Raw genomic sequence first — 25,912 nt, 5'->3', positions numbered from 1 at the left:
TAATATATAAATATGATATGATATGTAGGTAAAAGATAATTGATAGTTAATCAGTGAGAGGGGAAAACATCATGCAAAACAAATTAATTCCTGCTATTTTAATAGGTGGTACAATTGGTGCAGTCGTTGCATTAGCAGATAAGAATACGCGCCAATCACTTTCAGGTCAAGTTCAAAACATTAAAGAAGGTAACACATCTAAAGAACCTTCAAAAATTAATCAAATTAAAGATGAAGTACTATACTGGAAAGACGTAATTGAAGAAATTCGTCGTAAAAATCCAGAATTAGAACAATCTATTATGGATGCTAAAGATACATTCATTGAGAAGAAAAATAACCGACAAATCTCAGGTCCAAATCATTCATAATTTATTTAAAGACTAGGCTTATTTACTTAACCTAGTCTTTTTTGAAATCTAAATATTTTAGGAGAATTTTTATGGGAAAAGATAAATCGAGTTCAAAATTTTTAGAACAAGCTAAAAACTTCAAAGATGATCAAAAAAAGTCTATAAAAAAGGAAAACTATATTCCGCCTCAAAGATTTGAATCAAAATCTGCAAAAAAAGATAATCAAGTCTTTTTTGTATCTAAAATTAATAAACCAGCGAAATATACAAAGAACGGAAATATATTATCTACCTTGATTTATAGAATCGGTAAAGATAATGCGACAGGGTTAGCTGCTCAACTGTCTTACTACTTTTTACTTGCCCTATTTCCAACACTCATTTTCGTATTAACATTAATTCCGTTATTCCAAGTGGACCCAGATTCAATAACTAAAATGATTTCTCAAAATGCGCCTGGCGACACAGCGAAATTAATTACTGGTATAATTGAAGATGTCATGAGTAATGGTAGTGGCGGATTATTCTCATTCGGTTTAATCGCCGCTTTATGGTCTGCTTCAAATGGTATGACGGCACTGATGAACGCATTTAATGTCGCTTATGATGTAGAAGATGGTAGAAATCCTATAGTTTTAAAAATAATGAGTGTATTCTTTACAGTGATTATAGTAGTTGTATTTGGTATTGCAATTGCACTCCCTATCTTCGGACAACAAATTGGTAACTTATTATTTGGTCCATTAGGGTTGCAAGATGAATTACGTTGGATTTTTAAACTAATTAAAATAGTATTACCTCTAATTGTTACATTCGTCGTATTTATCACATTATATACACTTGCACCGAATATAAAGATTAAATTATTATCTGTTATACCAGGTGCTGCATTTACAACAATTGCATGGTTAGGCTCAAGTGCACTATTTGGAATGTACGTGAATAACTTTGCAAATTATTCAAAGACTTACGGTAGTATTGGTGGTATCATCGTCCTAATGATCTGGTTATTCTTAACAGGATTAATTATTATTATTGGCGCAGAAATTAACGCGGTACTTCATCAGAAGAAAATGCTTAAGAACGGATCTCCGGAAGAACAAACTTTTGATAATATAACAGAAAATGGTGAGACAAATAATGCCTTTATTGAATGATATTTTAGAACACAACACAGCTTTTATCGAAAATAAGGATTACCAGAATCTTATAACTACGAAGACACCTAATGAGAAAGCTGTACTATTAACTTGTATGGATACACGTTTAACAGAATTATTAACACGTGCATTAGGCTTTAAAAACGGTGACGTTAAAGTCGTTAAAAATGCAGGAGCAACAATATCTCACCCTTATGGTTCTACTATGAGAAGTCTATTGGTCGCTATTTATGCCCTTGGTGCAGAAGAAATTATCATTATGGGACATAAAGATTGTGGCATGGGTAATTTAGATGTAGATTCAGTCATTGATACAATGAAAAATAGAGGCGTCAGTCAATTGACACTCGATACAATTGAACATTCAGGCATTGATATTCAACGCTTTTTAAGAGGCTTTGATGATGTAACTGAAAATGTTCGCACAAATATTAATAAAGTATACAACCATCCACTCTTCGATAAAAGTGTGCCTATACACGGTCTAGTTATAGACCCACATAATGGCGCTTTAGAAGTAATTCAGAATGGTTATGAACATATTAAACAATAATTTTTAAATATAGCCCCGCTAACGAGATTGTTTTTCTGAACTATCTCGTTAGCGGGTTATTTTAGACTTTTTATAGTTAATTTATGTTTTTTTGCAGTCTATTTTACATCTAACGGGATTGTTTTTCAGAACTATCTCGTTAGATTTTCTAACAAGATTGTTTCCCAGAACTATCTCGTTAGCCGTGACCAATGTTGCTTGTCACCCTCCACTTGCAATGTTCAGCGCATAAAAAAACGCCGACAAAGCATATACTTTGTCGACACTCTGACACTAGCGCATTTGCACTGGTCTCTTGTTATTTATTATGAAATAAGATTATGTTGAAAGGCATATATTACTGCCTGTGTTCTATCTTGTACTTCTAATTTACTTAAAATATTACTCACATGTGTTTTAACTGTTTTAATCGTAATATGTGATGCGCTTGCGATTTCTTGATTTGAATAACCTTTCGCAATTAATAATAGAATCTCCATTTCTCTATCAGTAAGCATTTCAAATAGTTCTGCTTTCTGATTCATTCTATTTCGCATCTTCACAAGTACTTCTGGTTCAAAGACTGATTCTTTATTATATGTCTTTCTTATTGCCTCTGCGATATCATCTGCAGATGTTGTCTTTAATATATAACTGTCTACGCCTGCATCTAATGCTTGGTACACTTCATTATCTTCTATAAAACTTGTTAGCATAACAATCTTAACGCTTGGTTGTTGTTGTTTAACATGCTGTGTTGCTTCTATACCATTCATATCATCCATAACTAAATCCATTAAGATCACATCTGGGTTAAGTTCTTCTGCTTTTGCTATTCCTTCTCTTCCCGAAGCCGCTTCCCCTATGACTGATATATCTTCTTGCGTTGATAAATAACTTGATATGCCAATGCGCACCATTTCATGATCATCGACAAATAATACTCTAATGGTCATATTGCTCCTCCTTATTATTTGGTACCTTAACTTCTATACGTGTTCCCGATTCAGGCATTGAAATAATATTAAGTGTAGCACCAATTTCCAGTGCACGCTCATTCATTGTATTAAGACCGTAGCTTTGTGGATCCCTATTCGATGTATCAAATCCTACACCATCATCTTGTAATCTCAATACAACATAATCATTTGTATTTATAAGTTCAATCGATACTTTCGTACCTTTTGAATGCCGTAATGTATTTGAAATTGCTTCTTGTGTAATTCTGAATAAATGATCTTCCGTCCCTTTTGCAATTTCTATATCTTCTATATCGTAAACCACTTTCATAGGAATTTTTTGTTTTAAATCAACAACTAAATCTTTAATTCCTTCTCCAAGTGATTTATTTTTTAATCCTAATGGTCTTAAATGTAATAATAATGCTCTCATTTCAAGTTGTGAATCTTGGATCATCTTCTCTAACAAATCAACTTGTTTTGCGAGAGTATCACTGAGATCTGAAGTCTTTATTGCAGATAACATCATACTTGCCGCAAATAATTGCTGACTCACTGAGTCATGAAGTTCTCTCGCAAGTCTTTGTCTTTCATCTTCAATGATTTTTTTCACTACTGAATCTTGCATTTGATATGATTCATTAATAATTTGTTGGGATTTTAATCTTAATGTATAAAGTTCTTCATGTAGCGGGATTAATGATTGATAAATCTCTAATGTTTCTTTGTGTAAATCAATCTCGTGATTATTCACACCTAACATTTCACCTTGGAATGAACGTTCGATTTGTTCTTTTATCCAATGATGTTGTTGATTAATCTTATAAGTAACCGCTGAACCTATAATGATACATAATAGAATCACTACGATATTGATAAAAAGAAATGCCGGTATACCTAATATTTGTGTATAAAATATCCCTTGAAAATAAATGATATTAATAAATATTCTATCAAGAAAGAACAATATACCTACGATTGTATAGACGAGTATTAACATTGAACCTATAATTCTTGTGTAGTTATTCATCTAAAGATCACCTCAACATCTCCCATAAATGTTGAGAAGAATATATTAACTTTGAATGTATCTTTATGACTATTTGCTTCATAATTCACTGTTTCATTTCTAACGCGAAAAACTTCATCATTCATATATAATCTACCGAACAGCGCAGTTATATGTACATTCACATGATAATTGTAAGGCACAATAATTTGTGTCTTCCCAATATATTGTCTCACTACGATAACATTACTCTCTGATAAATTAGCAGCTAAAGATAAATCTAATTCTATATCTCCGATTGCTTGTTGTATTTGAATATCTTCCCATTTATAAATGTAATGTGGTGTTTTTTGTGGTGAAAACCATCGCTGTTTAATAAATGATTCATTTATATTTTCATTAGAATTACTTTCTACGTGTTCAACTTTTAACGGTTTTTTGCGATAAATTAAATATCTCACAACTAAAAAGACTAATGATAAAAATAATATGGCCAGCATGTATGGATTAGAAAGTAATGCATAAATCAATAATATGGCGCCAATCCAAAATATAATTAATCCTCTTAATTTATGAAAATATAAATATCCTGCATAAATGAATATAATACCCATTACAACAACAAGTAATAATCCAATTTTTTCAAAGAAAATATAATAGATATTTGACAACAAAATAAGTACAGTAAGTACGATTAACAATTCTGTTGAAATAAATTTATTCTTCAACTTACCACTCCTAATTTAGAGAAGTGAATGCACCTGTGCAAGCATAGTACGTTCAGCAATCGTATTCGCAATTTGATCGCGCGTACTTTTAATTGCTTCATCTATCTTTGCCGCTTCACTTTCTAGCATATTAATTCGTTTTTGTAACCATAATAAATCATGGTCTTCTAATTTTTTTGCAAATGTAATTTTGAAATCTTCCATTTTATCCATATATTTATTATCTAATTCTAATGTATGTTTTTCAATTAACTTACTTAACTGATTTCTCTTTTGTTCTAAGTAAGTTATGTACTGTTTCATTGCGTTAATTTTAATATCTAAATGCTTAGCACATGTATCTAAACTTTCATAATAAGATACAAGAATGAGTTGTTTGATTTGATTCGAAACAACATTAAACATAGAATCACCTACTCCTGTTAGATTAGACTCTATTATAAAATGTATTTCGAATAAATATAATAGACCTAGGGACGAAATTACAATCGGTCCTTAGTCTTAGAAAAAAAGCTGAGACATAAATGCCACAGCCTTAATCAAATAATTGTATAAATAACAATGGATTCATTGCTAGTTTAATCTTCTAATTTTGTTAATAATAATGGTCCTTCTTTAGTTACAACAATTGTATGCTCTATTTGCGCAACGAAACTTTTATCTTTTGTTTCAAAAGCCCAATCATTTTTACCATCACTAACAATTGTAGCGTTAGATGAAATGAATGGTTCTACTGCTAATACCATACCTTCTTTAAGCAATTGTTTTTCTAATGGATCATAATAGTTCATAACGTGTTGAGGTGAATCATGTAATGATAATCCTACACCATGACCAGTTAAGTTTTTAATTACTTTTAATCCGTGCTTACGTGCCGTTGCATTAACTGCTCTACCGATTTGTGATAGTTTAGCACCTGGTTTTACCTTTTTCATTGCTTCTTCAAATGCTAATGCCGCAACATCAACCACTAATTGTTTCTTAGGGTCTTCCGCTTCTCCGACAACAAATGAAATACCAGTATCTGCATAGTAGCCATTTTTACGTGCTGAAACATCAATGTTAACAAGGTCGCCTTCTTTAATTTCACGTTTACCAGGAATACCATGTGCAACTTCTTCATTCACACTGATACACGTATATCCAGGAAAATCATATTCAGCGATTGGTGCTGATTCAGCTTCTAACTCTTCAAATCTAACTTTAGCGATTTCATCTAATTCTTTCGTTGTGATTCCGGGTTTAGTCGCTTCTTTCAATTCATCTCGAATGATTGCACATATTTTACCTATTTCTTTTAGGCCTTCAAGTTCTGTATTGTTTTGAATTATCATTTAAATCCCGTTCTTTCTTTTAAAATTTTTAGTCGTCTATTATTATATCAGATATGTCATGTTATACTATAAAAAAATGACTTCGGAGTAATTAATATGAAAGAAAATTGGTTAACAAGACTTATAGGTGCAAGAATTATTAAGACAGGATTGGCAACTTTCCTTACAGGTTTAATTTGTATGTCACTTCATTTGAATCCAATATTTGCTGTTATCACATCTATTGTTACTATTGAACCGACTGCAAAAGCTTCACTAAAAAAAGCATTCGTACGTTTTCCAGCATCCATACTTGGTGCTTTTATTGCCGTTATTAGTACTTATTTCTTTGGTGAATCACCACTCAGTTATTCACTCGCTGCCACTGTTACGATATTTGTTTGTTATCAGTTAAAGTTAATGGACGGTATGCTCGTTGCAGCGATTACCGCTGTCGCAATGGTACCTGTTATTCATGAAGCGTTTGTCTACAATTTTGTAACACGTTTAGCGACAACAACAATTGGTTTAGTAACTGCAGGAGTTGTAAACTTTATCGTCCTTCCTCCTAAATACATTAATCAAATCGAACAAATCAACAGTGACATGGATTCTAACATACTTAAAATTTATGTTTATCGATTGAGAGAACTGTTACTCGGAGAATATACATCTTCAATTTCAATTAAGAGAATTACATCATTACGACAATCTGCCACTAAGATCGAACAACTTATTAATTATCAAAAAGAAGAATACGACTATCATCGAACAAACAAAGCATCTAAAGCTTATTTTAGAAAAGTAGAAATGAAATATCATACTAATCGATTATTGAATGCTCATTTATTAAATTTAATCTATTTACCTGAAGATACTTTCATCGTGTTTACGCATTCAGAACGTATAGCTATATCACGCTTCTTGAATGCTTATGAACAACTACTCAAAGGTAAATCGTTTCAAAAGCAAAAAAAGGCAGCAACGACGCTTAAAAATAGTGTGAAAGGCCTTGATGAATTTGATGAAAATCAAATCAAAAGTCATATTATTTATGAAATTCTCATGATTAATAAAATATTAAATGAACGATATGCCGTTACTTCTAAAAACAAATCTTAATTACAAAAAATAATAGCGCAACTGAAAAACAGGTCTGTTCTACCTACTTTTCAGTTGCGCTATTTTTATAAATATTATGATTTTAATAACCTTTTTATAATTGCTTGTTTAGCTGCTTCTTCAACAGAATTATCCAACTGTTCTGGTGTAAATGATATGCCTTTACGTTCACATGCATGTTTAAGCAAGTAATCAGTAATTTCATGGTTTTTAGGTAATATTGGTCCATGTAAATAAGTACCTAATAAATTTTTGTAGTGTATACCTTCTCGTAAATCATGATCATTGTTTCCATAACCATTGATGACTTTACCTAGTGTTGGATACTCATGATACGTTCTCCCGCCATGATTTTCAAATCCTACAATTTGTCCGAATGTATCAGATTCAAGAACGATATCACCAATTAAGCGTTCTTTTTTTGATTCAGTAAAGATATCTAAAATATTTAATCCTTCTAATCGCTTACCATCAGGTGTGACATATTCAGAACCAAGGAATTGATATCCGCCACAAATCGTCAATGTAGGCATGCCATCTTCAATCGCATTTTTAAGTTGGGTTTTAATTTTCTTTAATTGTTCAGTAGCTAAACTTTGTTCTCTATCACTACCACCACCAATGAAGAAAATATCACAATCGTCTAAACTTAAATTCTCAGTATCTGTAACATTCACTACTTCTACTTGTATATTACGCCATTTCGCTCTTTGTTTAAGCGCAATGATATTCCCTATGTCACCATAGAGATTTAATTTATCGGGCATAAAGTGATACACCTTTATAGATGATGACATTATAACTCCTCCTTAAAGGCTTTGTTTAGCGTTCTATGCATAGGTGAAAGTGACGTATAGTTCGGTATCGCTACTGTAAATTCATTATATGTCATAGAAAGTTCTGTCGCTTTTTCTATCGAATGTTCAATCACAACTTCCGCTTCTACTTCTGCATATTTTAATCGAAGCGCTAATTCTTCTGCACGTTGACCCGTACAAATAATTGCTTTAATATTTTGTCTTGATAATTTTTCAAAGTCAGCATCGTAAATCCAAGAGATGTCTCTACCATCTGCACCATTATCATTCAAACTAATTAAATAAACTTTTTCGCCATCAATTTGTTCACCAACTGATAAACTTGCATTTAGTCCTGCTGGATTTTTCGCTAAATTGATGAGCGCTTCTTTTCTACTGTTTTTATAATATTGCATACGTCCGTTATCAGAAGTATAAGATTCAAATCCTTTTTTAATAGAATTATCGTTTAATCCTAATTCTCTAAGCACTGAATATGCAGCAATCACATTAAATACGTTATAGTCACCAGCAATTTTCAAATCGAATGATGTTTCATTTAATCCTACGTTTATAAATGGTGCTTGATTAAACGCAGTGACTTCATATTGAGGTGTAGCTCTATTAAATCCACATTCACATGTGTAATGACCGATTTGGTTATAGTGTATGTGGCTGTAATTTAATAAACGCCCACAATTTGGACAATATTTACTTTCCACCATCGTACTTTGTTCGAAATCGTGAATGCCCTTTTTCATACCGTAATAAACGATATCGTCACTCGCGATTTTCAATCTACTTACAAAAGGATCATCTGCATTTAATAAAAGTTTGATTCCTTTATCTTTAATTGATTGAGCGATATTATCCACCATTGTATCAATTTCACCGAATCTATCCATTTGATCTCTAAAGAAGTTTGTTACAACCATCATCGTTGGTGTCATTTCATTTAATACTCTTGGAATAGAACCCTCATCAATTTCAATTACTGCTATTTTAGTATTTTTATTAGATTGCACAATAAAGCTTGAAGTGATACCTGCCGCCATATTTGCGCCTTCAGTATTATGTATAATTTTGATATTATTCTTCTTTAATGTATATCCAATTAAATTAGATGTTGTTGTTTTACCATTTGTACCGCTAATCATGACAATTTCGTCAACTTCATTAGCTAGCTTTCTTAATATAAGCGGGTCTATTTTACGTGCAATTTGCCCCGGAAGATCTGTACCTTGTTTCCCCACTTTTCTACTTGCATAACGTGCAAGTTTTGCTACATTTTTCGCAACACTTTTCTTCATACGTTACCTCCTTGTTCTGTCATATTATTATAACACGTTCAAAACATTTTCATGAAATGTTTCACTGTATCAAATGATTGGTTTCGCCTTATCGTTATTGTATAATAAAATTGTAAATGAATATTATTATAGAAGGGAAGATTTTTATGTTATCTAAAAATATATTAGACGCTTTAAACAATCAATTAAACCATGAGTTTTATGCAGCACATGCTTATATGGCAATGGCCGCTTATTGTGCAGATAAGAGTTACGATGGATTCGCAAACTTCTATATTCAACAAGCGAAAGAAGAACGTTTCCACGGAATGAAGATCTACAACTACATTAATGATCGTGGTGAAAAAGCTATATTCACTTCACTAGACGCACCAAAAACAGAATTTAATTCATTATTAGAAACATTTAAAGACGGCCTTGCACAAGAACAAGATGTTACACGCCGCTTCTATAATTTATCTGAAATTGCCAAAGACGAGAAAGATTTTGCAACAATTTCATTCTTAAATTGGTTCTTAGATGAGCAAGTTGAAGAAGAATCAATGTTTGAAACACACATTGATTACTTAGAAAGAATTCAAGAAGATAATAACGCATTATTTATATATGAGAAGGAATTAGGTGCACGTCACTTTGACGAAAGTGGAGAATAGATGAATTCGTTTGTCGCACTCGATTTTGAAACAGCAAATGGTAACCCAGAAAGCATATGCTCTGTTGGTATGGTGAAAGTCGTCGATCATCAAATAACAGAAACATTTTATACGTTGGTTAATCCGAAAGACTACTTCTCACAAATGAATATCAAAATTCATAAAATTAATCCAGAAGATGTTATAGATTCACCAACTTTTGATGTTGTATTTCCATATATGATGGATTTTATAGATGATTTACCTGTTGTGGCGCATAATGCACAATTTGATATGAACGTCTTGTTCAAATCATTAGTTAAGTTAAATATACCTGTTCCAAGTTTAACTTATTTCTGTTCGTGCATATTAGCTAAGAAAACAGTAAATAATCATAGATATGGATTGTCGCATATGATGACTTATTATGATATTGATTTTAAAGGCCATCATCACGCACTTAATGATGCAAAAGCATGTGCGATGATTACATTCCGATTGTTAAAACATTATCCAGATTTAAATAGTGTCTTAAACATTTATGGAAAGTCATTATCAGATAAGAAATATGTATAATAAAAAGCTGAGACAAATTGTCTCAGCTTTTTTGTTTGGGTTGAAAGAAGATATCGTGCGTTTCATACCTAATCGCACGATATCTTGGCTCTCTACTTAACTTCCCTTTATTATTTATCTTTATGCTTAAATTCTTTCTGTATATCTCTTCTTAAACTTGCTTTATTGACTGGTCTTTCTAATTTTTTATCTACCCAGAATAATAAAATTGCAATTGCAACAATACCTAATAACTTAATAATATCGAACGACCCGGAATCTATTGTGCTTTTGATAAATAATACAATCAGTAAAACAGTGATAGCTATAATTGAAAATTTAAATTTCATAATGATCTCTACTTTCCTTAATTAATATAAATAGTTAATATTACCCATTTTTTTATAAATCAAAACGTAAGAATAGCCTTTTTTATAATACTAAGGTTAAGCAGGAATATCAAATTGATTGATTACAGAAAGTCATATATCGTCAAATTACGGTATGTTCTCGAAACTAAATTCCCTATCGAAACGCCTACTAATCGAATGGATGTATCTGCATCTTTCAATGTATTGTATAAATCATATGCGATATTATATATTTCTACTTCATCATAAACAGGGGTATGACTGCTCGTTTGTTTGGATAATGTTTCGAAGTCTTGCGTTTTTATTTTTACTGTTATCGTATGACCCGCAACTTCATATTTTTCAGCTCTATTGGATACTTCTCCACTTAATTTACGTATTGTATTTAATATAAAGTCATCATCATTTTGATCAGTCTCAAAGGTCGTTTCTCTGCCAATTGATTTTCTAATTCTAGTTGGTTTGACCGGTGAATGATCTATACCACGCACTTTATTATAAAAGCTAGCACCACGTTTCCCAAATAACTGTATTAAAGCCATTTGATCATATTGATATAAATCTTCACCTGTGTTGATACCAAGTTCTTTCATTCTCAATTCAGTCACTTTACCTATGCCTGCAAACTTCCCTATTGGTAATGACATTAATAGTTCATGTGCATTTTCATAATGTATGACTGTACGTCCACTTGGTTTATTTAATCCACTTGCTAGTTTCGCTAAAAATTTATTATATGAAACACCAGCTGATGATGTTAATTGTGTTTTGTCATAAATATCTCTCTGAATATATTGTGCGATTGTTGAAGCAGATAAATCTCTTCTTACAAGCTCGGTAACATCTAAGTAGGCTTCATCGAGTGATAAAGGTTCCACAATATCTGTATAACTTTTAAAAATTGACATTATTTCATTAGAAACTTCCCTGTAGTGGTTAATGCGTGGACGTATATAATAGCCATCTGGGCATAATTGATGTGCTCTCGCCATGGGCATAGCAGAATGTACGCCGAATTTTCTTGCTTCATAACTTGCAGTTGAGACGACACCTCTCCCCGATGCACGACCGCCAATTATAACAGGTTTCCCCTTTAACTTCGGATTATCCCTCACTTCAACTTGTGCAAAGAAAGCATCCATATCAATATGTATTATACGTCTTTCCATTGTATACACCTCTACAAAAAAATAGGAAGTTGGTTGCCCAAATTCCTATACATTATATCAAAATTCTTATTAATTTGTTGTTGGTAAGTCTCTGCTCTCAGCGAATAAATTAATACCAACATCGGTATCTTCAATATACATCATTTGTTTATTACTATAAATGACTTGCGCCATATAAAAATCACCAATACATGCTGCACCATGAAAAGCGAAAATATAAATAATTGGAGATACTTGAAGCCATAATAATATAACAAGTAGCCCTAAACTTATAATGATAAATGGTGATAATAAAATAATATAAAACTGCCTTCTCGTAAATACAGTATTTGGCATCGTTGCATAAACCATACCTTTCATATAACCATATTTTACTTTAGCAGAAGGGTTAAAAATTTTAAAACATATTCCATGAATTAATTCGTGAATAAATATCAATACAATTAATCCAAGTATCCCGAGTCCAAAATTAATAAAAACGCCTTCTTCATAAATATATACAAAGTTCCCTATTATTTTATAACTTATTAGTATTAGTGAAAGAAATAAGACAAATTGAAGTAACGCCAATCTTTTTATAACAGAAACATTATTTATAAGATCGATTTTCAACATCTAATTCCTCCATGATTCCAAAACTTAATAACCTTTACTTGCCCATTATAAAATATAATTTCAATTAATACTAATTATTACATGTTGTATTTTTACCATAAAGCTAATGGTTCACTTTGTGTCGGCTTCGGATAAACACTATCTATTTTGCCTAAATCTTCTTGTGAAAGCTCAATTGTTGCTGCATTTACATTCTTAATCACATGATTAATATTACTAGATTGAGGAATGGCTATTGTTTCTCCATTTCTTATCGTCCAAGCTAACAATATTTGAAATACATCTACATTATATTTCTCTGCAATCTCAATTAAAGCATCTTGTTTCGTTAAGTTTGAACCTAAACGATCTCCTCTTGCTATTGGTGCATATGCCATTATTGGTAAATTAATTTTTTTCATCATAGGTACTAAATCAAATTCAATTCCTCTATCACCTAAATTGTATCGAACTTGATTCGTTATACATTTGCTACCATTAGGCAAATTCAATAATGCTTTCATGTCATTTACATTAAAGTTAGAAACACCCCAAGATTTAATTTTACCTAATTTTTTAGCTTTTTCCATTTCTTCTATCGTTTCAGTTATTGGAATACTACCTTGCCAATGTAATAAATAAAGATCCAGGTAATCTGTGTTTAACCTTTTTAAAGAATGATCTAAACTATTGAGTAATTGTTTTTTCGATGCATTCTCTGGTAATACCTTTGAAACAAGAAATAAATCCTCTCGATTAAAAGGTTCAATAGCATGACCAACTAATTCTTCAGCACGACCATCTCCATACATTTCCGCCGTATCGATAAGTTGTATACCATTCTTGATTCCAGTTCTAATAGCTTCAATTTCATTATTAAAATTATCACTGTTATTTCCCATATTCCATGTTCCAAAACCAACAGGAAAAACATCTCTATTTCCAACTTTTACATTTTTCATCGTTCCACTCCCTTTATAATTAAATATATTTAACTTGAATAATTATGTTGATGTTTTATACATTAAATTTCTGAATACAATAAAAGTAAAGCTGAATATTAATGCAACAACACCCACAAAAAGAATCTCTCTCGTTCCGATTTGTGCTATTACAATTCCTGCAATAGCAGTTCCAATTGTAGTACCCAAATTAACAGATGACAGATATATTCCATTGGCAAAATCAGGTGCTTTTGGCGCTGCAGACATCACCCAATATTGAGTAATGTTTGCACTAATACCTCCTAATATCCCCCATATCAATATAATAATCATGGTAGGAACAGTTAAATTAGCTAAAGGATAAAAGATAAGATAAAGCGTAATTAATGCAATCTGAAAAATAGTTACCGTTCGGATAGGGTTGCTGGAAAGCAGTCTGCCAGCTATAACATTTCCTACAATATTAGTCGATCCATACAACAACAACATAGTAGAAATTAAATTATCTGACATGTTTGTAACCACATTGAGATATTCAGCAAGATAACTGTAAACCCCGAACACAGCACCATTCAAAAAAAGAACCGCTAAAATAGAAAACCAAGTTATTCCTTTTGTTAAAATTTTTAACTGTGAACCGTATGAAAGTCTCTTTGTAACTGGCAAAGATGGAATAAAAAGAATAGTTGCAATTAATGTAATGATATTAACAATAGCAAAGAACTCCAGTGACGCTTGAATTAAAAATGTATCAGCAATAAAACTGGCAATTGGAACTCCTAATACCATCCCTGCTGAAACTCCAATAAATACTTTAGCAATTGCTTTTGGTGCTTCTTTCGCACTAACAGAATCTGCAGCAACAGACATCGCCAATGAGACATAAACTGGATGAAAAAAAGCTGGGACTACACGCGCGATTAGAGCTAATGTAAAATTGGTTGTAAAAACAGCAATAATATTACCAACAACAAAAATCATTAATACCATTATCATCACTTTTTTTCTGTTAACACCGGAAAATACTAACGGCAGAATTGGACCTGCTATAGCAACTGCTAATGCAAAAAGACTAACTAGAAAGCCAGCAGTAGATACACTAACATTAAAATAATCTGCTAAATTTGGGAGTATACCAATGTACCCCATTTCGGTATTGAGTATACCAAAAACACCAAACGTTAAAATTAATATAATTAAACTTTTAGAATTTTTCATAAGACATTAATACCTACCTTCAATAATTCTCTCTTCGTTATTATCTTAATCGTTAAAATTAAAAGTTACTAATACTTATAATTTATATCTAGATATGCTTAATAAGCATATCCAATAGAAAGAGAATTAAAATGATTGAAGGTATCAACTCTTCACGATCCTAAAAAACTATAAATGATAGCCGTTGATAAAGTATTTTTTATTCATCCGTTAAAGATTTGGAAAATTCCATTTGAATTTCTTTCAAAAATATATCAGCTGCTTTAGAAAGTACATGATGCTTTTTCCATACAAGGTTTAAACCTGATTCAATTTTTGGTTCCAGTGGTCTAAAGCAAAGATTACTATCTCCTGACGTATTCACGATTTTATCAATAGTGATAGCATAACCAATACCCTCTTCCACCATAATAGCCGCATTATAAGCAAGGTTGTACGTAGTCACAATGTTTAAATTATCAAAAACTTCACCAAACCAATCCGCAAATTCATTTGTAGACAAAGTTTTTTTCATACTCTGTCTCGAACAGATTAGAGGCACATTTAATAAATCTGTTGGTTGAATACTGGTTTTAGAAGCAAGCATACTATCCTTTCTCATAACTACACCCCAAACATCTTTTGCTGGAATGTTAATATAATTATATTTTGATAGAGCTGCTGGTTGAATTAAAATACCAAAGTCAATTAATCCTTTATCCAGGCGTTCTGTTACATCATCTGAATTACCACTGTAAAGATGATATCGTCTATTTGGATAACTCAATTGTAAATTTTTTACCACCTGTGCAATGTGCCTCATGGCGTCAGTTTCTCCACCGCCTATATAAACATCTCCACTGATTGTTTCTTCTATAGCATTAAATTCATCGCCTAATCTATCAACCAAATCAATAATTTCTTCTGCTCTCTTTTTCAAGAGGAGTCCTTCATTCGTTAAAATAATACTATGGTTACTACGAACAAATAATTTTTTTCCTAATTCGTTTTCAAGATCTTTTATTTGTCTAGACAAGGTCGGTTGTGTGACATGTAAAGATTCAGCAGCTCTTGTAATACTTCCTTCTCTCGCAACGGTAAGAAAATACCGTAAAACTCTATTTTCCATAAGATACGCCTCCTTTATTATTTTAAAGTATAGACTTCTTAGATATGCCTTTCAAACATATCTAGTTATAAGAAATAAGTATTGGATAACTAAACAGACTACATTTACAATGTTATAAAAGTTGATTATAAATATTGAAAATAAATTTAGTTCAAGTAAAAATCAATTTAAAAACAAATCTAGGAGGAAATTAATATGGCTAAAAATAAAAAAGTTTGGTTTATTACAGGTGCTGGACGTGGCATGGGTGCTGAAATTGCCAAAGTCGCCCTAGCTAATGGAAATCAAGTTGTTGCAACTGGTAGAAATACAAATAATGTTAAAGCGGTACTTGGCAATGATGAAAACCTATTTATTGTAAAATTGGACATCACCAATTCGTCAGATGTTAATACTGCTGTCAAAGATGCAATTGCCAAATTTGGAAAAATAGATGTGCTAGTAAATAATGCTTCAAACTTTTATGGAGGTTATTTCGAAGAACTAACTCCAGAGCAAATCAATAATCAACTGGAGACAACCCTTATCGGTCCAATGAACATTACTAGAGCAGTGTTACCTATAATGCGCAAGCAAAGTTCCGGTCATATTATTTCAATTTCTTCTGGTGCAGGGATTTCTGGATTTGAATTTAATACCGCATACGCTGCGTCTAAATTTGGTCTTGAAGGATGGATGGAATCATTACAACCTGAAGTTTCTCCGTTCGGGATTAATACAACCATTGTCAACCCAGGGATGTTTAGAACTGGATTCCTTAATGAAAAATCGGCGAAATATGCAGAACCAACAATCAACGACTATAACGAACGCAGGAAAATTAGCCAAGGAAATTTTGAGTCTCAAAATGGGAATCAAGCTGGTGATCCTGTTAAACTCGCTAAGGCTATAGTCGATATTTCAAATGAAGAACAACCTCCACTTCGTTTTATCGCTGGTGAAGATGCAGTTGAAATAGTAGAGAAAAAAATCAGCGATTTCCAATCACAACTCAACGCTTATCGAGAACTTTCAATATCACTTTCTCATGATGATGTGTAAGTAATCAAGGTAATTAAATATAAACAAAAAAGCTGAGACGATTTGTCTCAGCTTTTACTAGTCATTCTATATTAAACTTTCTCTATCAAGGTTATTAAAAATAGCTAACAAAGTTTTTGTTTATTTAAACTCATTAAATCCATATCCTCAAGTTGTTTTAAATGGTTAATTTTAATGTCTAACATCTCTTCTTTTTGTTTTAAATCTTTCTGTTGCTCCTGAATATTTTTTCGATGTTCGTCTAAAATATTAATTCGTTCAGATAATGCTGACTTTTCTCCCTTTGATAAACTCATCATTTCTTTTAAGTCGGCGATCGAAACATTAGCCTCACGTAAACAAGAAACTACTTCAATCCATGACAAATCTTCATCTGTATAAATTCGGTAACCATTCGCATCCCGCTTCACATAAGGTAAAAGTTTTTCTTCTTCATAGTAACGTAAAGTATGTGGAGCAATTTTTGCCTTTGCAGCTGCCTCTTTTATTGAATAAGACATGTTATCATCTCCCTTTTTTGCCATTTTAGCATTATATTCTTTGCTTGTATCTTAGAATATTCCATATAAGGAAAGAAGATATTAAAAAGCTTTTTGAATAGTGGGCCTGACAATAATTTCGTTGGTAGATACTTCTTCAGGCTCATTAATAGAATAAGCAATGGCTTTTGCAATACTTTCTGGTTGTAACCAGACTTGACTTACCATTTCTTTAACAGAATTCTTTGTTTCTTCATGTGTAATTCCATTAGTGATTTCTGTTTGAACAGCCCCTGGAGAAATAAGTGTTGTACGTATATTATTTTCAAATTCTTCCTGTCTAAGTCCTTCTGTGATAGCTTTTACAGCAAATTTTGTTCCTGCATACACAGCAGCATTCTCCACAACAACATGTGCTAATGCAGAAGCAACATTGATAATTTGTCCTTTCTTATTTTTTCTCATATATGGGAGTACAGCCGATATGCCATACAGTACACCTTTAATGTTAATATCTATCATTTGGTCCCATTCATTTACTTTTTGTGCATGTAAAGGTGAAACGGGCATATACCCAGCATTATTTATAAGTACATCAATTGTTCCAAACGTATTTAAAGTAAATTCCGCTAATTCTTGTAACTGTTTATGTGAAGTGACATCAGTTACTTTATATATAGCTGTCCCCCCACTATTTTCAATTTCTTCTTTTAAAAGAACAAGTCTATCTTCTCGTCTGGCAGCTAAAACTACTTTTGCACCATGCTCAGCCAACAGTTTTGCAGTACTTCTTCCCATTCCGCTACTTGTACCTGTTATGATGATTACTTTACCTTGTATATTTTCCACGACATTTCATCCTCTCTGGTTGTCAGCTTATAAATGCAAGCTATAAATCAGAGTATAAACCTTCAAGTGAACATTAGAGCAAGAGTATTAAGTAAGGTTTTTGCTAAAAAATTATTGAGTTAAAATGATAACGATTAAAAGATTGTAATATATAAAAAGACGGCCACAATTATTTTAAACTGTAGTCGTCTTATTGTTGTATTTCGAAATAAATTAAGGATTTCTATATTAAACTTTCTCTATCAACGCCACTGTCTCTACATGTGTCGTATGTGGGAACATATCTACTGGTGTAATTTCTTTGAGTTGATATCCTTTTTCTTTTAATATTTCTATGTCTCTTACTTGTGTTCCTGGATTACATGAAATATATACAATACGTTTTGGTGATAATTCGATTAATGTTTCAATAAATGTTTGGTCACAGCCTTTTCTAGGTGGATCGACCATGACAACTTCTGGTTTTATGCCTTCTTCTTGCCATTTTAATATAATTTCTTCTGCTTTTCCTGCTTCCCACGTCGCATTATCAATATGATTGATTTGTGCATTCTCTTTAGCGTTTTCTATTGCTTGTTCTACTACTTCTACACCATAGACGTGTTTCGCTTTTTGAGACATATAAGACCCGATTGTTCCTATACCACAATATGCATCAATGACTGTTTCTTCACCATCTAGTTGTGCATATTCTAATGCTTTACTATATAACTTCTCAGTTTGAATTGGATTGATTTGATAGAATGATGTATCAGATATTTTAAATTGATATTCTGATAGTTTATCTGTAATCGTATCTTGACCGTATAATGTGTGTGATGTTTGTCCCATGATGACGTTTGTTTTTTCTAAATTGATGTTGTGTTTAATACTTACGACATTTTCACATTCCTTTGTTATAAATTCGATGATTTTATTTTTATGACTTAACTGCTTACTATTTGTCACAAATATAACCATCGTTTCTCCAGTATAAACACCGCTTCTTAATATAATATGTCTAAGCTCACCTTTATGTTTATGTTCATTATAAATATTCATATTAAGTTCTTCTAATAAAGATTTCAGTTTTATCATGATGTCGTCGTGTTTATTATCTTGAATCATACAGTGATCAATATTTACGATGTCATGACTTCTTTGTTTATAAAATCCTAATTCAATCTCACCATCTCTATTTCTACCTACAGGAATTTGAGATTTATTACGATAATGCCATGGTTCTTCCATTCCAATTGTATCGTGTATGATTGTATCTTCGAAATGTGATTTACGTTTAAACAAGTTGATTACTTGTTCTTTTTTCATTTCTAATTGTCCTTGATAACTTAAATGTTGCAACTGACATCCACCACAAACATGATAATAAGAACATGGTGGTTCTACTCTCTCACTTGAAGTCGTTTGGACTTTGATTAATTTTCCTATAGCGAATTGTTTTTTCACTTTAATAACTTTAAATTCTATTGTTTCATCTTTGATTGCTTGTGGCACAAATATTGGATAACGATCAAATTTCACAACACCATGTCCTTCGTGTGTAAAATCAATTACTTTACCTGTATATATTTCATTTTTATTTACGATACCTGCCATAATAACTCCTTCTCTCAACTTAAACATAGAAAAAAGGGACAAAATTATGCCCCTATGTATTATTCTTCTGTTTGTTCTTCATGTAATCTTTCTCGTTCGCGTTCTACAGTTTCTATACCGTGCTCTCTCTTAACTCTTTCTAATTTAGAAAAGACTTGAATATGTTGTTTCAAGTTTAAGAAATTAGCTGGCAATACGCCACCAAATTCTCCATCTACATTTAATTGGATTTGTTCAAATGATGACACGTTAATATTTTTAGCTTTAGAATAGTGTACTTTCGGATGATTAATATGTTCACCTCTTGAAGCTAATGTCATGATATGACCTAACTCAGCAAAGTTTACTTTTTCTAAAATCAATAAAGTAAAGTTACCATCATTAATATCTGCATCTGGTACAAGCTTCTCAAATCCTCCAATTGAATTTGTTAATCCAATTAAGAACATCATCGCTTCACCTTGGAATACGTTGCCATCATACTCAATACGAATATCTGTCGATTTAATTTGAGGTAACATTTCTAACCCTTTAATATAATAAGCTAAAGGACCGACCATCGTTTTTAATTTACTTGGCGCTTCATATGAAACTTCAGTAATTTTTCCTCCGCCGGCGATGTTAATAAAGTAACGATTATTCATCTTACCAACATCCACTGGTACTAAATCACCTTTGATAATAATATCTACGGCTTCCATGATTGTATTCGGAATAAGCAATGCGCGTCCAAAATCATTAACCGTACCCATTGGAATGAGTCCTAACTTCGGACGTTTCTTAGCTTCAGCAATGCCATTGATTACTTCATTCAATGTGCCATCTCCACCAGCAGCAATAATTACATCATAATCATACTTTAATGCTTCTCTTGCTGCATGCGTTGCATCCCCCGCGCTTGTAGTTGCATGTGCACTTGTTTCGTATCCAGCTTGCTCTAATTTAATTAATACATCAGGTAAGGAACGCTTAAACATTTCTCTACCTGATGTTGGATTATAAATGATTCTAGCTTTTTTCTTCATTGTGATCCCTCTTGTATATTCTTATATCTTTATATTAAAGCAAATAACGAATATAAGAAAGCAAAAAATGGTTATCTTCTCTTCGTTCCAAATATATTACGTACGATTTCTCTACCAATCTGTCTACCTACCGAAGATAACATCTTAGAAGTTTCTTTTTGGAATTGTGATTGTTTTTTCTTTTCTTTGCCTTCTGATTGTTTTTCTGACGTTTTTTCTTTTTTCGGCTTTTCTTCCGATTCAGTAGGTTGTGCTTCAATTTTTTTCTGTAACATCTCAAAGGCACTCTCTCTGTCAAAAGTTTCCTTATATGTTTCATTTAATGGCGCATTTGTTATTAAATCTTGTTTTACTTTTTCATCAATAACACCTATTTTACTTTCAGGTGGTCGGATAAATGCACGTTCAACAATATTTGGTTGACCTTCATCATTTAAGAATGAAATAAGTGCTTCACCTGTTTTTAATTCACCAATGACTGTTGCTGTATCGAATGCTTCATTTTGTCGGAATGTTTGAGCGGCACTTTTGATTGCTTTTTGATCTTTAGGTGTATAACTTCTTAACGCATGCTGTACTCTATTACCTAATTGTCCTAAAATTGATTCAGGAATATCAATTGGATTTTGTGTTACAAAATAAATACCTACACCTTTAGAACGAATCAGTCTTACAACTTGTTCTACTTTTTCAATTAATTCTTTAGAACTATCATTAAATAATAAATGTGCTTCATCAAAGAAGAAGACGATTTTAGGTTTCTCTGGGTCACCTACTTCTGGTAGACTCTCAAATAATTCTGATAGCAACCATAATAAAAATGTCGCATATAATTTAGGCTTTTGATATAAAACAGATGCATCTAAGACATTAATCATACCTTTTCCATTTTCATCAATTTTTATAAAATCTTCTAATTCAAGTGCTGGTTCTCCGAAGAAAGTTTCAGCACCTTCAGATTCTAATCTTAATAATGAACGTTGAATTGCACCAATTGAAGCTGAAGAAATATTTCCATATTTCTCTGAGTATTCAGCACGATTTTCATTGATTTCTTTTAATAAAGCTTTAAAGTCCTTCATATCAATCAGTAATAAGCCACTTTCGTCAGCCACTTTAAAGACAATATCTAGTACACCAAGTTGAGTATTATTTAAGTCTAATAATTTCCCTATTAATAATGGACCCATCTCAGTAATTGTTGTTCTTACTGGAACGCCATTTTTTTGAAATACATCAAATAGCGTTACTGGATACGCTGCATTTTCATAATCATCTATCTTAAGTTGATCTAGCCTTTCTTGGATTTTATCATTTATTGTTCCAGCTTCAGCTATGCTAGAAATATCACCTTTAACATCCGACATAAAGACAGGAACACCTGCTTTAGAGAACTGTTCTGCTAATACCTTTAAAGTAATCGTTTTACCTGTACCAGTTGCACCAGCGATTAAACCATGTCTATTTGCTTGACCTAATTCTAAATTAACTTCAGTTTCATTCTTTGCAATGTTAAGTTGTGTCATGATTCGTCACTCCTCCATTGTGATTATGATTTAATACTATTGTACTTTAACTGCTTAACCATGCAAGTAATAACCTATTTTGAATTAGAAATCATTACTTGTTGAAAATTACTCAGATGATACAACAGAATAATTTCGTTAGGACTTCTAAAAGGATTGTTTTTCAGAACTATCTCGTTAGATTTTCTAAAAGGATTGTTTTCTAAAACTATCTCGTTAGCGGGTTCATTTCTCATTTTTTGTAGTAAATCAGGCTTTTTCGTGGGCTATTTTCGCTCTAACGGGATTGTTTTCCAGAACTATCTCGTTAGGAATTCTAAAAGGATTGTTTCCTAAAACTATCTCGTTAGCCATGCCAAATGTTGCTTGTCGACCTCCACTTGCAATGTTCAGCGCCCCAATGTTGCTTGTCAGCCTCCACTTGCAATGTTCAGCGCCTCAATGTTGCTTGTCGACCTCCACTTGCAATGTTCAGCGCCCCAATGTTGCTTGTAGACCTCCACTTGCAATGTTCAGCATTTTTTAGCGCTGACTCCTGCGGGAACATGTACGTGAAAAGCATTTGCGTATAAAAAAATGCCGACAAAGTCTTCAACTTTGTCGACATTCTAAAGTATATTATCTTTTTTCTAATTCTGATTTCAATAATTGGTTTACAACTTGTGGGTTAGCTTGTCCTTTTGAAATTTTCATAATTTGACCAACTAAGAAGCCCATTGCTTTGCCTTTACCGTTTTTGAAGTCTTCAACTGATTGTGGATTATTATCTAATGCTTCAGTTACAAATCCTAATAATGTTGCTTCATCAGAAATTTGAACAAGACCTTTGTCTTTCATAATTTGATGCGCATCTCCACCGTTTTGTGCTAATTCTGGGAAGACTTTCTTCGCAATTTTACTGCTCATTGTACCGTCTTCAATTAATTTAATCATACTTGCTAAGTTTTCTGGTGTAAGTTTTGTATCATTTAAATCAATTTGATTTTTGTTTAAATATTCGTTTACGCCACCCATTAACCAGTTAGATGTTAACTTAACATCTGCGCCTTTTTCAACTGTAGCTTCAAAGAAATCTGACATTTCTTTTGTTAATGTAAGTACGTGTGCATCGTATGCTGGTAATCCTAAGTCATTTACATAACGTTCTTTACGTACGTCTGGTAAATCAGGGATTGTTTGTCTTACACGTTCTTTCCATTCGTCATCAACATATAATGGTACTAAATCTGGCTCTGGGAAGTAACGATAATCATCAGATCCTTCTTTAATACGCATTAAAATAGTTTCTCCTGTTGATTCATTGAAACGGCGTGTTTCTTGTAAGATTTCTCCACCAGCTAATAATACTTCTGCTTGGCGTTTTTCTTCATGTTCTAACCCTTTACGCACGTAGTTAAATGAGTTTAAGTTCTTAAGTTCTGCTTTTGTACCGAATTCTTCTTGACCATAAGGACGTAAAGAAATATTCGCATCACAACGTAATGAACCTTCTTCCATTTTACAATCTGATACGCCAGTGTATTGGATGACGGCACGTAATTTTTCTAAGTAAGCATATGCTTCTTTAGGTGAACGAATGTCAGGCTCTGATACGATTTCAATTAATGGAGTACCTTGACGGTTTAAGTCGACTAATGAATAGCCATCTTTATGTGTCAATTTACCAGCATCTTCTTCCATATGAAGACGTGTAATGCCTATACGTTTCGTTTCTCCATCAACTTCAATATCAATCCATCCGTTTTCTCCGATTGGTTGATCGAATTGAGATATTTGATATGCTTTTGGATTATCTGGATAGAAATAGTTTTTTCTATCAAATTTAGATTCTTTAGCAATATCCATATTTAATGCCATTGCTGCTCTCATCGCCCAGTCTACTGCTGTTTTGTTTACAACAGGTAATACGCCTGGATAAGCTAAGTCAATCACATTTGTATTTGTATTAGATTCAGCACCAAAGTGCGCTGGTGATGGTGAAAACATTTTTGATTCTGTCTTTAATTCGACGTGAACTTCTAAGCCGATAATTGTTTCAAAATGCATTCAGTTTCACACTCCTTGTAATGTTTTATAGTCATCATGTAAGTTAAATTGTGTTTCATATTGATAAGCAACTTTGTATAATGTTTTTTCATCGAAAGGTTTACCAACAATTTGCAAACCAATTGGACGACCATTTGATTTACCACAAGGTACAGATATAGATGGTACACCTGCTAAGTTAACTGGAATTGTTAAAATATCGTTTGCGTACATTGTTAATGGATCATCAACTTGTTCACCAATGTTGAATGCTGTTGTAGGTGCAGTTGGTCCAACGATTACATCATAATCTGCAAAGACTTTTTCGAAGTCTTGTTTAATTAATGTACGTACTTTTTGAGCTTTTTTATAATAAGCGTCATAATAACCTGAGCTTAATGCAAATGTTCCAAGCATGATACGACGTTTAACTTCATCTCCAAAGCCTTCTCCACGAGATTTTTTATATAATTCTTCAAGTGTTTGTGCTGACTTAGAATGATAACCGTAACGAATACCATCGAAACGTGCTAAGTTTGCTGAAGCTTCTGATGATGCAATAATATAATAACTTGCTACACCATATTTAGTATTTGGTAATGAAACGCGATCAACTGTAGCACCTAAAGATTCAAGTGTTTTAACAGCTTCGTTTACTGAATTTTTAACATCTTCTGATACACCTTCACCGATGAATTCAGTTGGTACAGCAATTTTCAATCCTTTAATATCTTTACCAATTTCAGAAGTGAAATCTACGTCGTCAATTGGTGCACTTGTTGAATCTTGTGCGTCATGACCTGAAATTGTTTCTAAAATTAATGCATTGTCTTTAACGCTACGTGTAATTGGTCCAATTTGGTCTAAAGATGAAGCAAATGCAACTAAACCAAATCTAGATACACGACCGTATGTAGGTTTCATACCAACAACACCACAATATGATGCTGGTTGACGGATTGAACCACCAGTATCTGAACCTAATGCAAATGGTACTAAACTTGCAGCTACTGCAGCTGCAGAACCACCTGAAGAACCACCTGGTACGGCTTTATGGTCAAATGGATTTACAGTTTTCTTAAAGTATGAATTCTCGTTTGAACCACCCATTGCAAATTCATCCATATTAAGTTTCCCGATTAAAATACCATTTTCATCATTTAATTGTTTCATTACTGTTGATTCATATATAGGAATGAAGCCTTCTAACATTTTACTTGCACATGTTGTTTCAACACCTTCAGTAATAATGTTATCTTTGATACCCATTGGAATACCAAATAACTTACCTTCCATTTTATCTTCAGCTTGTAATTGATCTTGTTCTTCTGCTTTTTTAATTGCAGCTTCTTTGTCTAATGCTAAAAATGCTTTCACATTAACATCGTCCGCTTCAATCGCATCAAAGATATCTCTTACAATTTCAGATGGTTTAATTTCTTTATTTTTGATCATTTCTGATAAACGTTCAATTGTTTCATAACGAATCGTCATGCT

The 25,912-nt window shown here is 32.5% G+C and carries 27 protein-coding genes; 7 read left to right on the top strand and 20 right to left on the bottom strand.

The window, feature by feature from the left end; all coding sequences use genetic code 11:
* Positions 1–71: 71 nt before the first annotated feature.
* From P3U32_RS04290 to P3U32_RS04280, 3 genes are all read left to right on the top strand, one after another.
* Positions 72–371, top strand: coding sequence for a YtxH domain-containing protein (locus P3U32_RS04290; protein ID WP_323704405.1), 300 nt, complete (start codon positions 72–74; stop codon positions 369–371).
* A 71-nt stretch (positions 372–442) separates the two neighbouring features.
* The gene (locus P3U32_RS04285; RefSeq protein ID WP_323704404.1) at positions 443–1,510 is read left to right on the top strand and encodes a YihY/virulence factor BrkB family protein; all 1,068 of its coding nucleotides are present in this window, start codon (positions 443–445) and stop codon (positions 1,508–1,510) included.
* Positions 1,494–2,066, top strand: a complete 573-nt coding sequence (locus P3U32_RS04280) for a beta-class carbonic anhydrase (RefSeq protein WP_323704403.1) — start codon at positions 1,494–1,496, stop codon at positions 2,064–2,066. Before P3U32_RS04285 ends, P3U32_RS04280 begins: the two co-directional genes overlap by 17 nt.
* 305 nt (positions 2,067–2,371) lie before the next feature.
* On the opposite strand, the gene P3U32_RS04275 is transcribed toward P3U32_RS04280, so the two are convergent.
* From P3U32_RS04275 to map, 5 genes are all read right to left on the bottom strand, one after another.
* Positions 2,372–3,001, bottom strand: a complete 630-nt coding sequence (locus P3U32_RS04275; protein WP_323704402.1) for a response regulator transcription factor — start codon at positions 2,999–3,001, stop codon at positions 2,372–2,374.
* Positions 2,991–4,034 (bottom strand): sensor histidine kinase, encoded by a 1,044-nt coding sequence (locus tag P3U32_RS04270; RefSeq protein WP_323704401.1) that lies wholly within the window; start codon positions 4,032–4,034, stop codon positions 2,991–2,993. Before P3U32_RS04270 ends, P3U32_RS04275 begins: the two co-directional genes overlap by 11 nt.
* Positions 4,031–4,741, bottom strand: a complete 711-nt coding sequence (gene liaF / locus P3U32_RS04265) for a cell wall-active antibiotics response protein LiaF (protein ID WP_323704400.1) — start codon at positions 4,739–4,741, stop codon at positions 4,031–4,033. The genes P3U32_RS04270 and liaF overlap by 4 nt, the downstream gene beginning before the upstream one ends.
* Before the next feature lie 15 nt (positions 4,742–4,756).
* A complete protein-coding gene (locus P3U32_RS04260; protein ID WP_323704399.1) occupies positions 4,757–5,146 on the bottom strand; it encodes a hypothetical protein in 390 nt (129 codons plus the stop codon).
* Positions 5,147–5,319: 173 nt separating this feature from the next.
* A complete protein-coding gene (map, locus tag P3U32_RS04255) occupies positions 5,320–6,075 on the bottom strand; it encodes a type I methionyl aminopeptidase (RefSeq protein ID WP_323704398.1) in 756 nt (251 codons plus the stop codon).
* Between the two features lie 96 nt (positions 6,076–6,171).
* Between map and P3U32_RS04250 the strand changes: the two genes are divergently transcribed.
* Positions 6,172–7,176 carry an FUSC family protein gene (locus tag P3U32_RS04250; RefSeq protein WP_323704397.1) on the top strand — a complete coding sequence of 335 codons (1,005 nt, stop codon included), beginning with the start codon at positions 6,172–6,174 and terminating at the stop codon, positions 7,174–7,176.
* A 74-nt stretch (positions 7,177–7,250) separates the two neighbouring features.
* On the opposite strand, the gene P3U32_RS04245 is transcribed toward P3U32_RS04250, so the two are convergent.
* Both P3U32_RS04245 and P3U32_RS04240 read right to left on the bottom strand, forming a co-directional pair.
* Positions 7,251–7,973, bottom strand: coding sequence for a lipid II isoglutaminyl synthase subunit GatD (locus tag P3U32_RS04245; protein WP_323704396.1), 723 nt, complete (start codon positions 7,971–7,973; stop codon positions 7,251–7,253).
* Positions 7,973–9,283 carry a lipid II isoglutaminyl synthase subunit MurT gene (locus tag P3U32_RS04240; RefSeq protein ID WP_323704395.1) on the bottom strand — a complete coding sequence of 437 codons (1,311 nt, stop codon included), beginning with the start codon at positions 9,281–9,283 and terminating at the stop codon, positions 7,973–7,975. The genes P3U32_RS04245 and P3U32_RS04240 overlap by 1 nt, the downstream gene beginning before the upstream one ends.
* 146 nt (positions 9,284–9,429) lie before the next feature.
* Between P3U32_RS04240 and P3U32_RS04235 the strand changes: the two genes are divergently transcribed.
* On the top strand, positions 9,430–9,936 hold the full coding sequence (locus tag P3U32_RS04235; protein ID WP_323704394.1) for a ferritin: 507 nt from the start codon (positions 9,430–9,432) through the stop codon (positions 9,934–9,936).
* Complete coding sequence (locus P3U32_RS04230; protein WP_323704393.1) at positions 9,937–10,491, top strand: 3'-5' exonuclease; 555 nt, start codon at positions 9,937–9,939, stop codon at positions 10,489–10,491.
* A 110-nt stretch (positions 10,492–10,601) separates the two neighbouring features.
* Here P3U32_RS04230 and P3U32_RS04225 read toward each other — a convergent pair whose 3' ends face one another.
* The 6 genes from P3U32_RS04225 to P3U32_RS04200 all read right to left on the bottom strand — a co-directional run bounded on the left by P3U32_RS04225 (position 10,602) and on the right by P3U32_RS04200 (position 15,874).
* Positions 10,602–10,820: a hypothetical protein gene (locus tag P3U32_RS04225; protein WP_323704392.1), complete on the bottom strand. Its 219-nt coding sequence runs from the start codon at positions 10,818–10,820 to the stop codon at positions 10,602–10,604.
* A gap of 122 nt (positions 10,821–10,942) precedes the next feature.
* Positions 10,943–12,010, bottom strand: coding sequence for a DNA polymerase IV (gene dinB, locus P3U32_RS04220; protein WP_323704391.1), 1,068 nt, complete (start codon positions 12,008–12,010; stop codon positions 10,943–10,945).
* A gap of 69 nt (positions 12,011–12,079) precedes the next feature.
* On the bottom strand, positions 12,080–12,625 hold the full coding sequence (locus tag P3U32_RS04215) for a DUF3267 domain-containing protein (RefSeq protein WP_323704390.1): 546 nt from the start codon (positions 12,623–12,625) through the stop codon (positions 12,080–12,082).
* A 92-nt stretch (positions 12,626–12,717) separates the two neighbouring features.
* The gene (locus tag P3U32_RS04210) at positions 12,718–13,566 is read right to left on the bottom strand and encodes an aldo/keto reductase (RefSeq protein WP_323704389.1); all 849 of its coding nucleotides are present in this window, start codon (positions 13,564–13,566) and stop codon (positions 12,718–12,720) included.
* Positions 13,567–13,608: 42 nt separating this feature from the next.
* Positions 13,609–14,766 (bottom strand): MFS transporter, encoded by a 1,158-nt coding sequence (locus P3U32_RS04205; RefSeq protein ID WP_323704388.1) that lies wholly within the window; start codon positions 14,764–14,766, stop codon positions 13,609–13,611.
* Positions 14,767–14,965: 199 nt separating this feature from the next.
* On the bottom strand, positions 14,966–15,874 hold the full coding sequence (locus tag P3U32_RS04200; protein ID WP_323704386.1) for a LysR family transcriptional regulator: 909 nt from the start codon (positions 15,872–15,874) through the stop codon (positions 14,966–14,968).
* A gap of 195 nt (positions 15,875–16,069) precedes the next feature.
* Between P3U32_RS04200 and P3U32_RS04195 the strand changes: the two genes are divergently transcribed.
* The gene (locus tag P3U32_RS04195; protein WP_323704385.1) at positions 16,070–16,915 is read left to right on the top strand and encodes an SDR family NAD(P)-dependent oxidoreductase; all 846 of its coding nucleotides are present in this window, start codon (positions 16,070–16,072) and stop codon (positions 16,913–16,915) included.
* A gap of 104 nt (positions 16,916–17,019) precedes the next feature.
* On the opposite strand, the gene P3U32_RS04190 is transcribed toward P3U32_RS04195, so the two are convergent.
* The 7 genes from P3U32_RS04190 to gatA form a co-directional block, all read right to left on the bottom strand.
* Entirely contained in the window at positions 17,020–17,415 is a 396-nt protein-coding gene (locus tag P3U32_RS04190) for a MerR family transcriptional regulator (RefSeq protein ID WP_323704383.1), read from the bottom strand.
* Between the two features lie 81 nt (positions 17,416–17,496).
* Positions 17,497–18,243, bottom strand: coding sequence for an SDR family oxidoreductase (locus P3U32_RS04185; RefSeq protein WP_323704382.1), 747 nt, complete (start codon positions 18,241–18,243; stop codon positions 17,497–17,499).
* Positions 18,244–18,471: 228 nt separating this feature from the next.
* Positions 18,472–19,839, bottom strand: coding sequence for a 23S rRNA (uracil(1939)-C(5))-methyltransferase RlmD (rlmD, locus tag P3U32_RS04180; protein WP_323704381.1), 1,368 nt, complete (start codon positions 19,837–19,839; stop codon positions 18,472–18,474).
* A gap of 59 nt (positions 19,840–19,898) precedes the next feature.
* Positions 19,899–20,864: a diacylglycerol kinase gene (locus P3U32_RS04175; protein ID WP_323704380.1), complete on the bottom strand. Its 966-nt coding sequence runs from the start codon at positions 20,862–20,864 to the stop codon at positions 19,899–19,901.
* 71 nt (positions 20,865–20,935) lie between these two features.
* Complete coding sequence (locus tag P3U32_RS04170; protein ID WP_323704379.1) at positions 20,936–22,390, bottom strand: helicase HerA-like domain-containing protein; 1,455 nt, start codon at positions 22,388–22,390, stop codon at positions 20,936–20,938.
* A gap of 618 nt (positions 22,391–23,008) precedes the next feature.
* Positions 23,009–24,436 (bottom strand): Asp-tRNA(Asn)/Glu-tRNA(Gln) amidotransferase subunit GatB, encoded by a 1,428-nt coding sequence (gene gatB / locus P3U32_RS04165; RefSeq protein WP_323704378.1) that lies wholly within the window; start codon positions 24,434–24,436, stop codon positions 23,009–23,011.
* Positions 24,437–24,442: 6 nt separating this feature from the next.
* Complete coding sequence (gene gatA, locus P3U32_RS04160) at positions 24,443–25,909, bottom strand: Asp-tRNA(Asn)/Glu-tRNA(Gln) amidotransferase subunit GatA (protein ID WP_323704377.1); 1,467 nt, start codon at positions 25,907–25,909, stop codon at positions 24,443–24,445.
* Between the last annotated feature and the right edge of the window lie 3 nt (positions 25,910–25,912).

The sequence above is a fragment of the Mammaliicoccus sp. Dog046 genome, from assembly GCF_034039665.1.
Lineage (GTDB): Bacteria > Bacillota > Bacilli > Staphylococcales > Staphylococcaceae > Mammaliicoccus.
Note: the sequence above shows the minus strand (reverse complement) of the source record. Positions and strands in the feature narration are given on the sequence as shown.

Bases quoted from the DNA above. Each gene is read 5' to 3' on its own strand.
- P3U32_RS04290 (WP_323704405.1), top strand. From the start codon at position 72: ATGCAAAACAAATTAATTCCTGCTATTTTAATAGGTGGTACAATTGGT.
- P3U32_RS04285 (WP_323704404.1), top strand. From the start codon at position 443: ATGGGAAAAGATAAATCGAGTTCAAAATTTTTAGAACAAGCTAAAAAC.
- P3U32_RS04280 (WP_323704403.1), top strand. From the start codon at position 1,494: ATGCCTTTATTGAATGATATTTTAGAACACAACACAGCTTTTATCGAA.
- P3U32_RS04275 (WP_323704402.1), bottom strand. From the start codon at position 3,001: ATGACCATTAGAGTATTATTTGTCGATGATCATGAAATGGTGCGCATT.
- P3U32_RS04270 (WP_323704401.1), bottom strand. From the start codon at position 4,034: ATGAATAACTACACAAGAATTATAGGTTCAATGTTAATACTCGTCTAT.
- P3U32_RS04260 (WP_323704399.1), bottom strand. From the start codon at position 5,146: ATGTTTAATGTTGTTTCGAATCAAATCAAACAACTCATTCTTGTATCT.
- map (WP_323704398.1), bottom strand. From the start codon at position 6,075: ATGATAATTCAAAACAATACAGAACTTGAAGGCCTAAAAGAAATAGGT.
- P3U32_RS04250 (WP_323704397.1), top strand. From the start codon at position 6,172: ATGAAAGAAAATTGGTTAACAAGACTTATAGGTGCAAGAATTATTAAG.
- P3U32_RS04245 (WP_323704396.1), bottom strand. From the start codon at position 7,973: ATGTCATCATCTATAAAGGTGTATCACTTTATGCCCGATAAATTAAAT.
- P3U32_RS04240 (WP_323704395.1), bottom strand. From the start codon at position 9,283: ATGAAGAAAAGTGTTGCGAAAAATGTAGCAAAACTTGCACGTTATGCA.
- P3U32_RS04235 (WP_323704394.1), top strand. From the start codon at position 9,430: ATGTTATCTAAAAATATATTAGACGCTTTAAACAATCAATTAAACCAT.
- P3U32_RS04230 (WP_323704393.1), top strand. From the start codon at position 9,937: ATGAATTCGTTTGTCGCACTCGATTTTGAAACAGCAAATGGTAACCCA.
- P3U32_RS04225 (WP_323704392.1), bottom strand. From the start codon at position 10,820: ATGAAATTTAAATTTTCAATTATAGCTATCACTGTTTTACTGATTGTA.
- dinB (WP_323704391.1), bottom strand. From the start codon at position 12,010: ATGGAAAGACGTATAATACATATTGATATGGATGCTTTCTTTGCACAA.
- P3U32_RS04215 (WP_323704390.1), bottom strand. From the start codon at position 12,625: ATGTTGAAAATCGATCTTATAAATAATGTTTCTGTTATAAAAAGATTG.
- P3U32_RS04210 (WP_323704389.1), bottom strand. From the start codon at position 13,566: ATGAAAAATGTAAAAGTTGGAAATAGAGATGTTTTTCCTGTTGGTTTT.
- P3U32_RS04205 (WP_323704388.1), bottom strand. From the start codon at position 14,766: ATGAAAAATTCTAAAAGTTTAATTATATTAATTTTAACGTTTGGTGTT.
- P3U32_RS04200 (WP_323704386.1), bottom strand. From the start codon at position 15,874: ATGGAAAATAGAGTTTTACGGTATTTTCTTACCGTTGCGAGAGAAGGA.
- P3U32_RS04195 (WP_323704385.1), top strand. From the start codon at position 16,070: ATGGCTAAAAATAAAAAAGTTTGGTTTATTACAGGTGCTGGACGTGGC.
- P3U32_RS04190 (WP_323704383.1), bottom strand. From the start codon at position 17,415: ATGTCTTATTCAATAAAAGAGGCAGCTGCAAAGGCAAAAATTGCTCCA.
- rlmD (WP_323704381.1), bottom strand. From the start codon at position 19,839: ATGGCAGGTATCGTAAATAAAAATGAAATATATACAGGTAAAGTAATT.
- P3U32_RS04175 (WP_323704380.1), bottom strand. From the start codon at position 20,864: ATGAAGAAAAAAGCTAGAATCATTTATAATCCAACATCAGGTAGAGAA.
- P3U32_RS04170 (WP_323704379.1), bottom strand. From the start codon at position 22,390: ATGACACAACTTAACATTGCAAAGAATGAAACTGAAGTTAATTTAGAA.
- gatB (WP_323704378.1), bottom strand. From the start codon at position 24,436: ATGCATTTTGAAACAATTATCGGCTTAGAAGTTCACGTCGAATTAAAG.
- gatA (WP_323704377.1), bottom strand. From the start codon at position 25,909: ATGACGATTCGTTATGAAACAATTGAACGTTTATCAGAAATGATCAAA.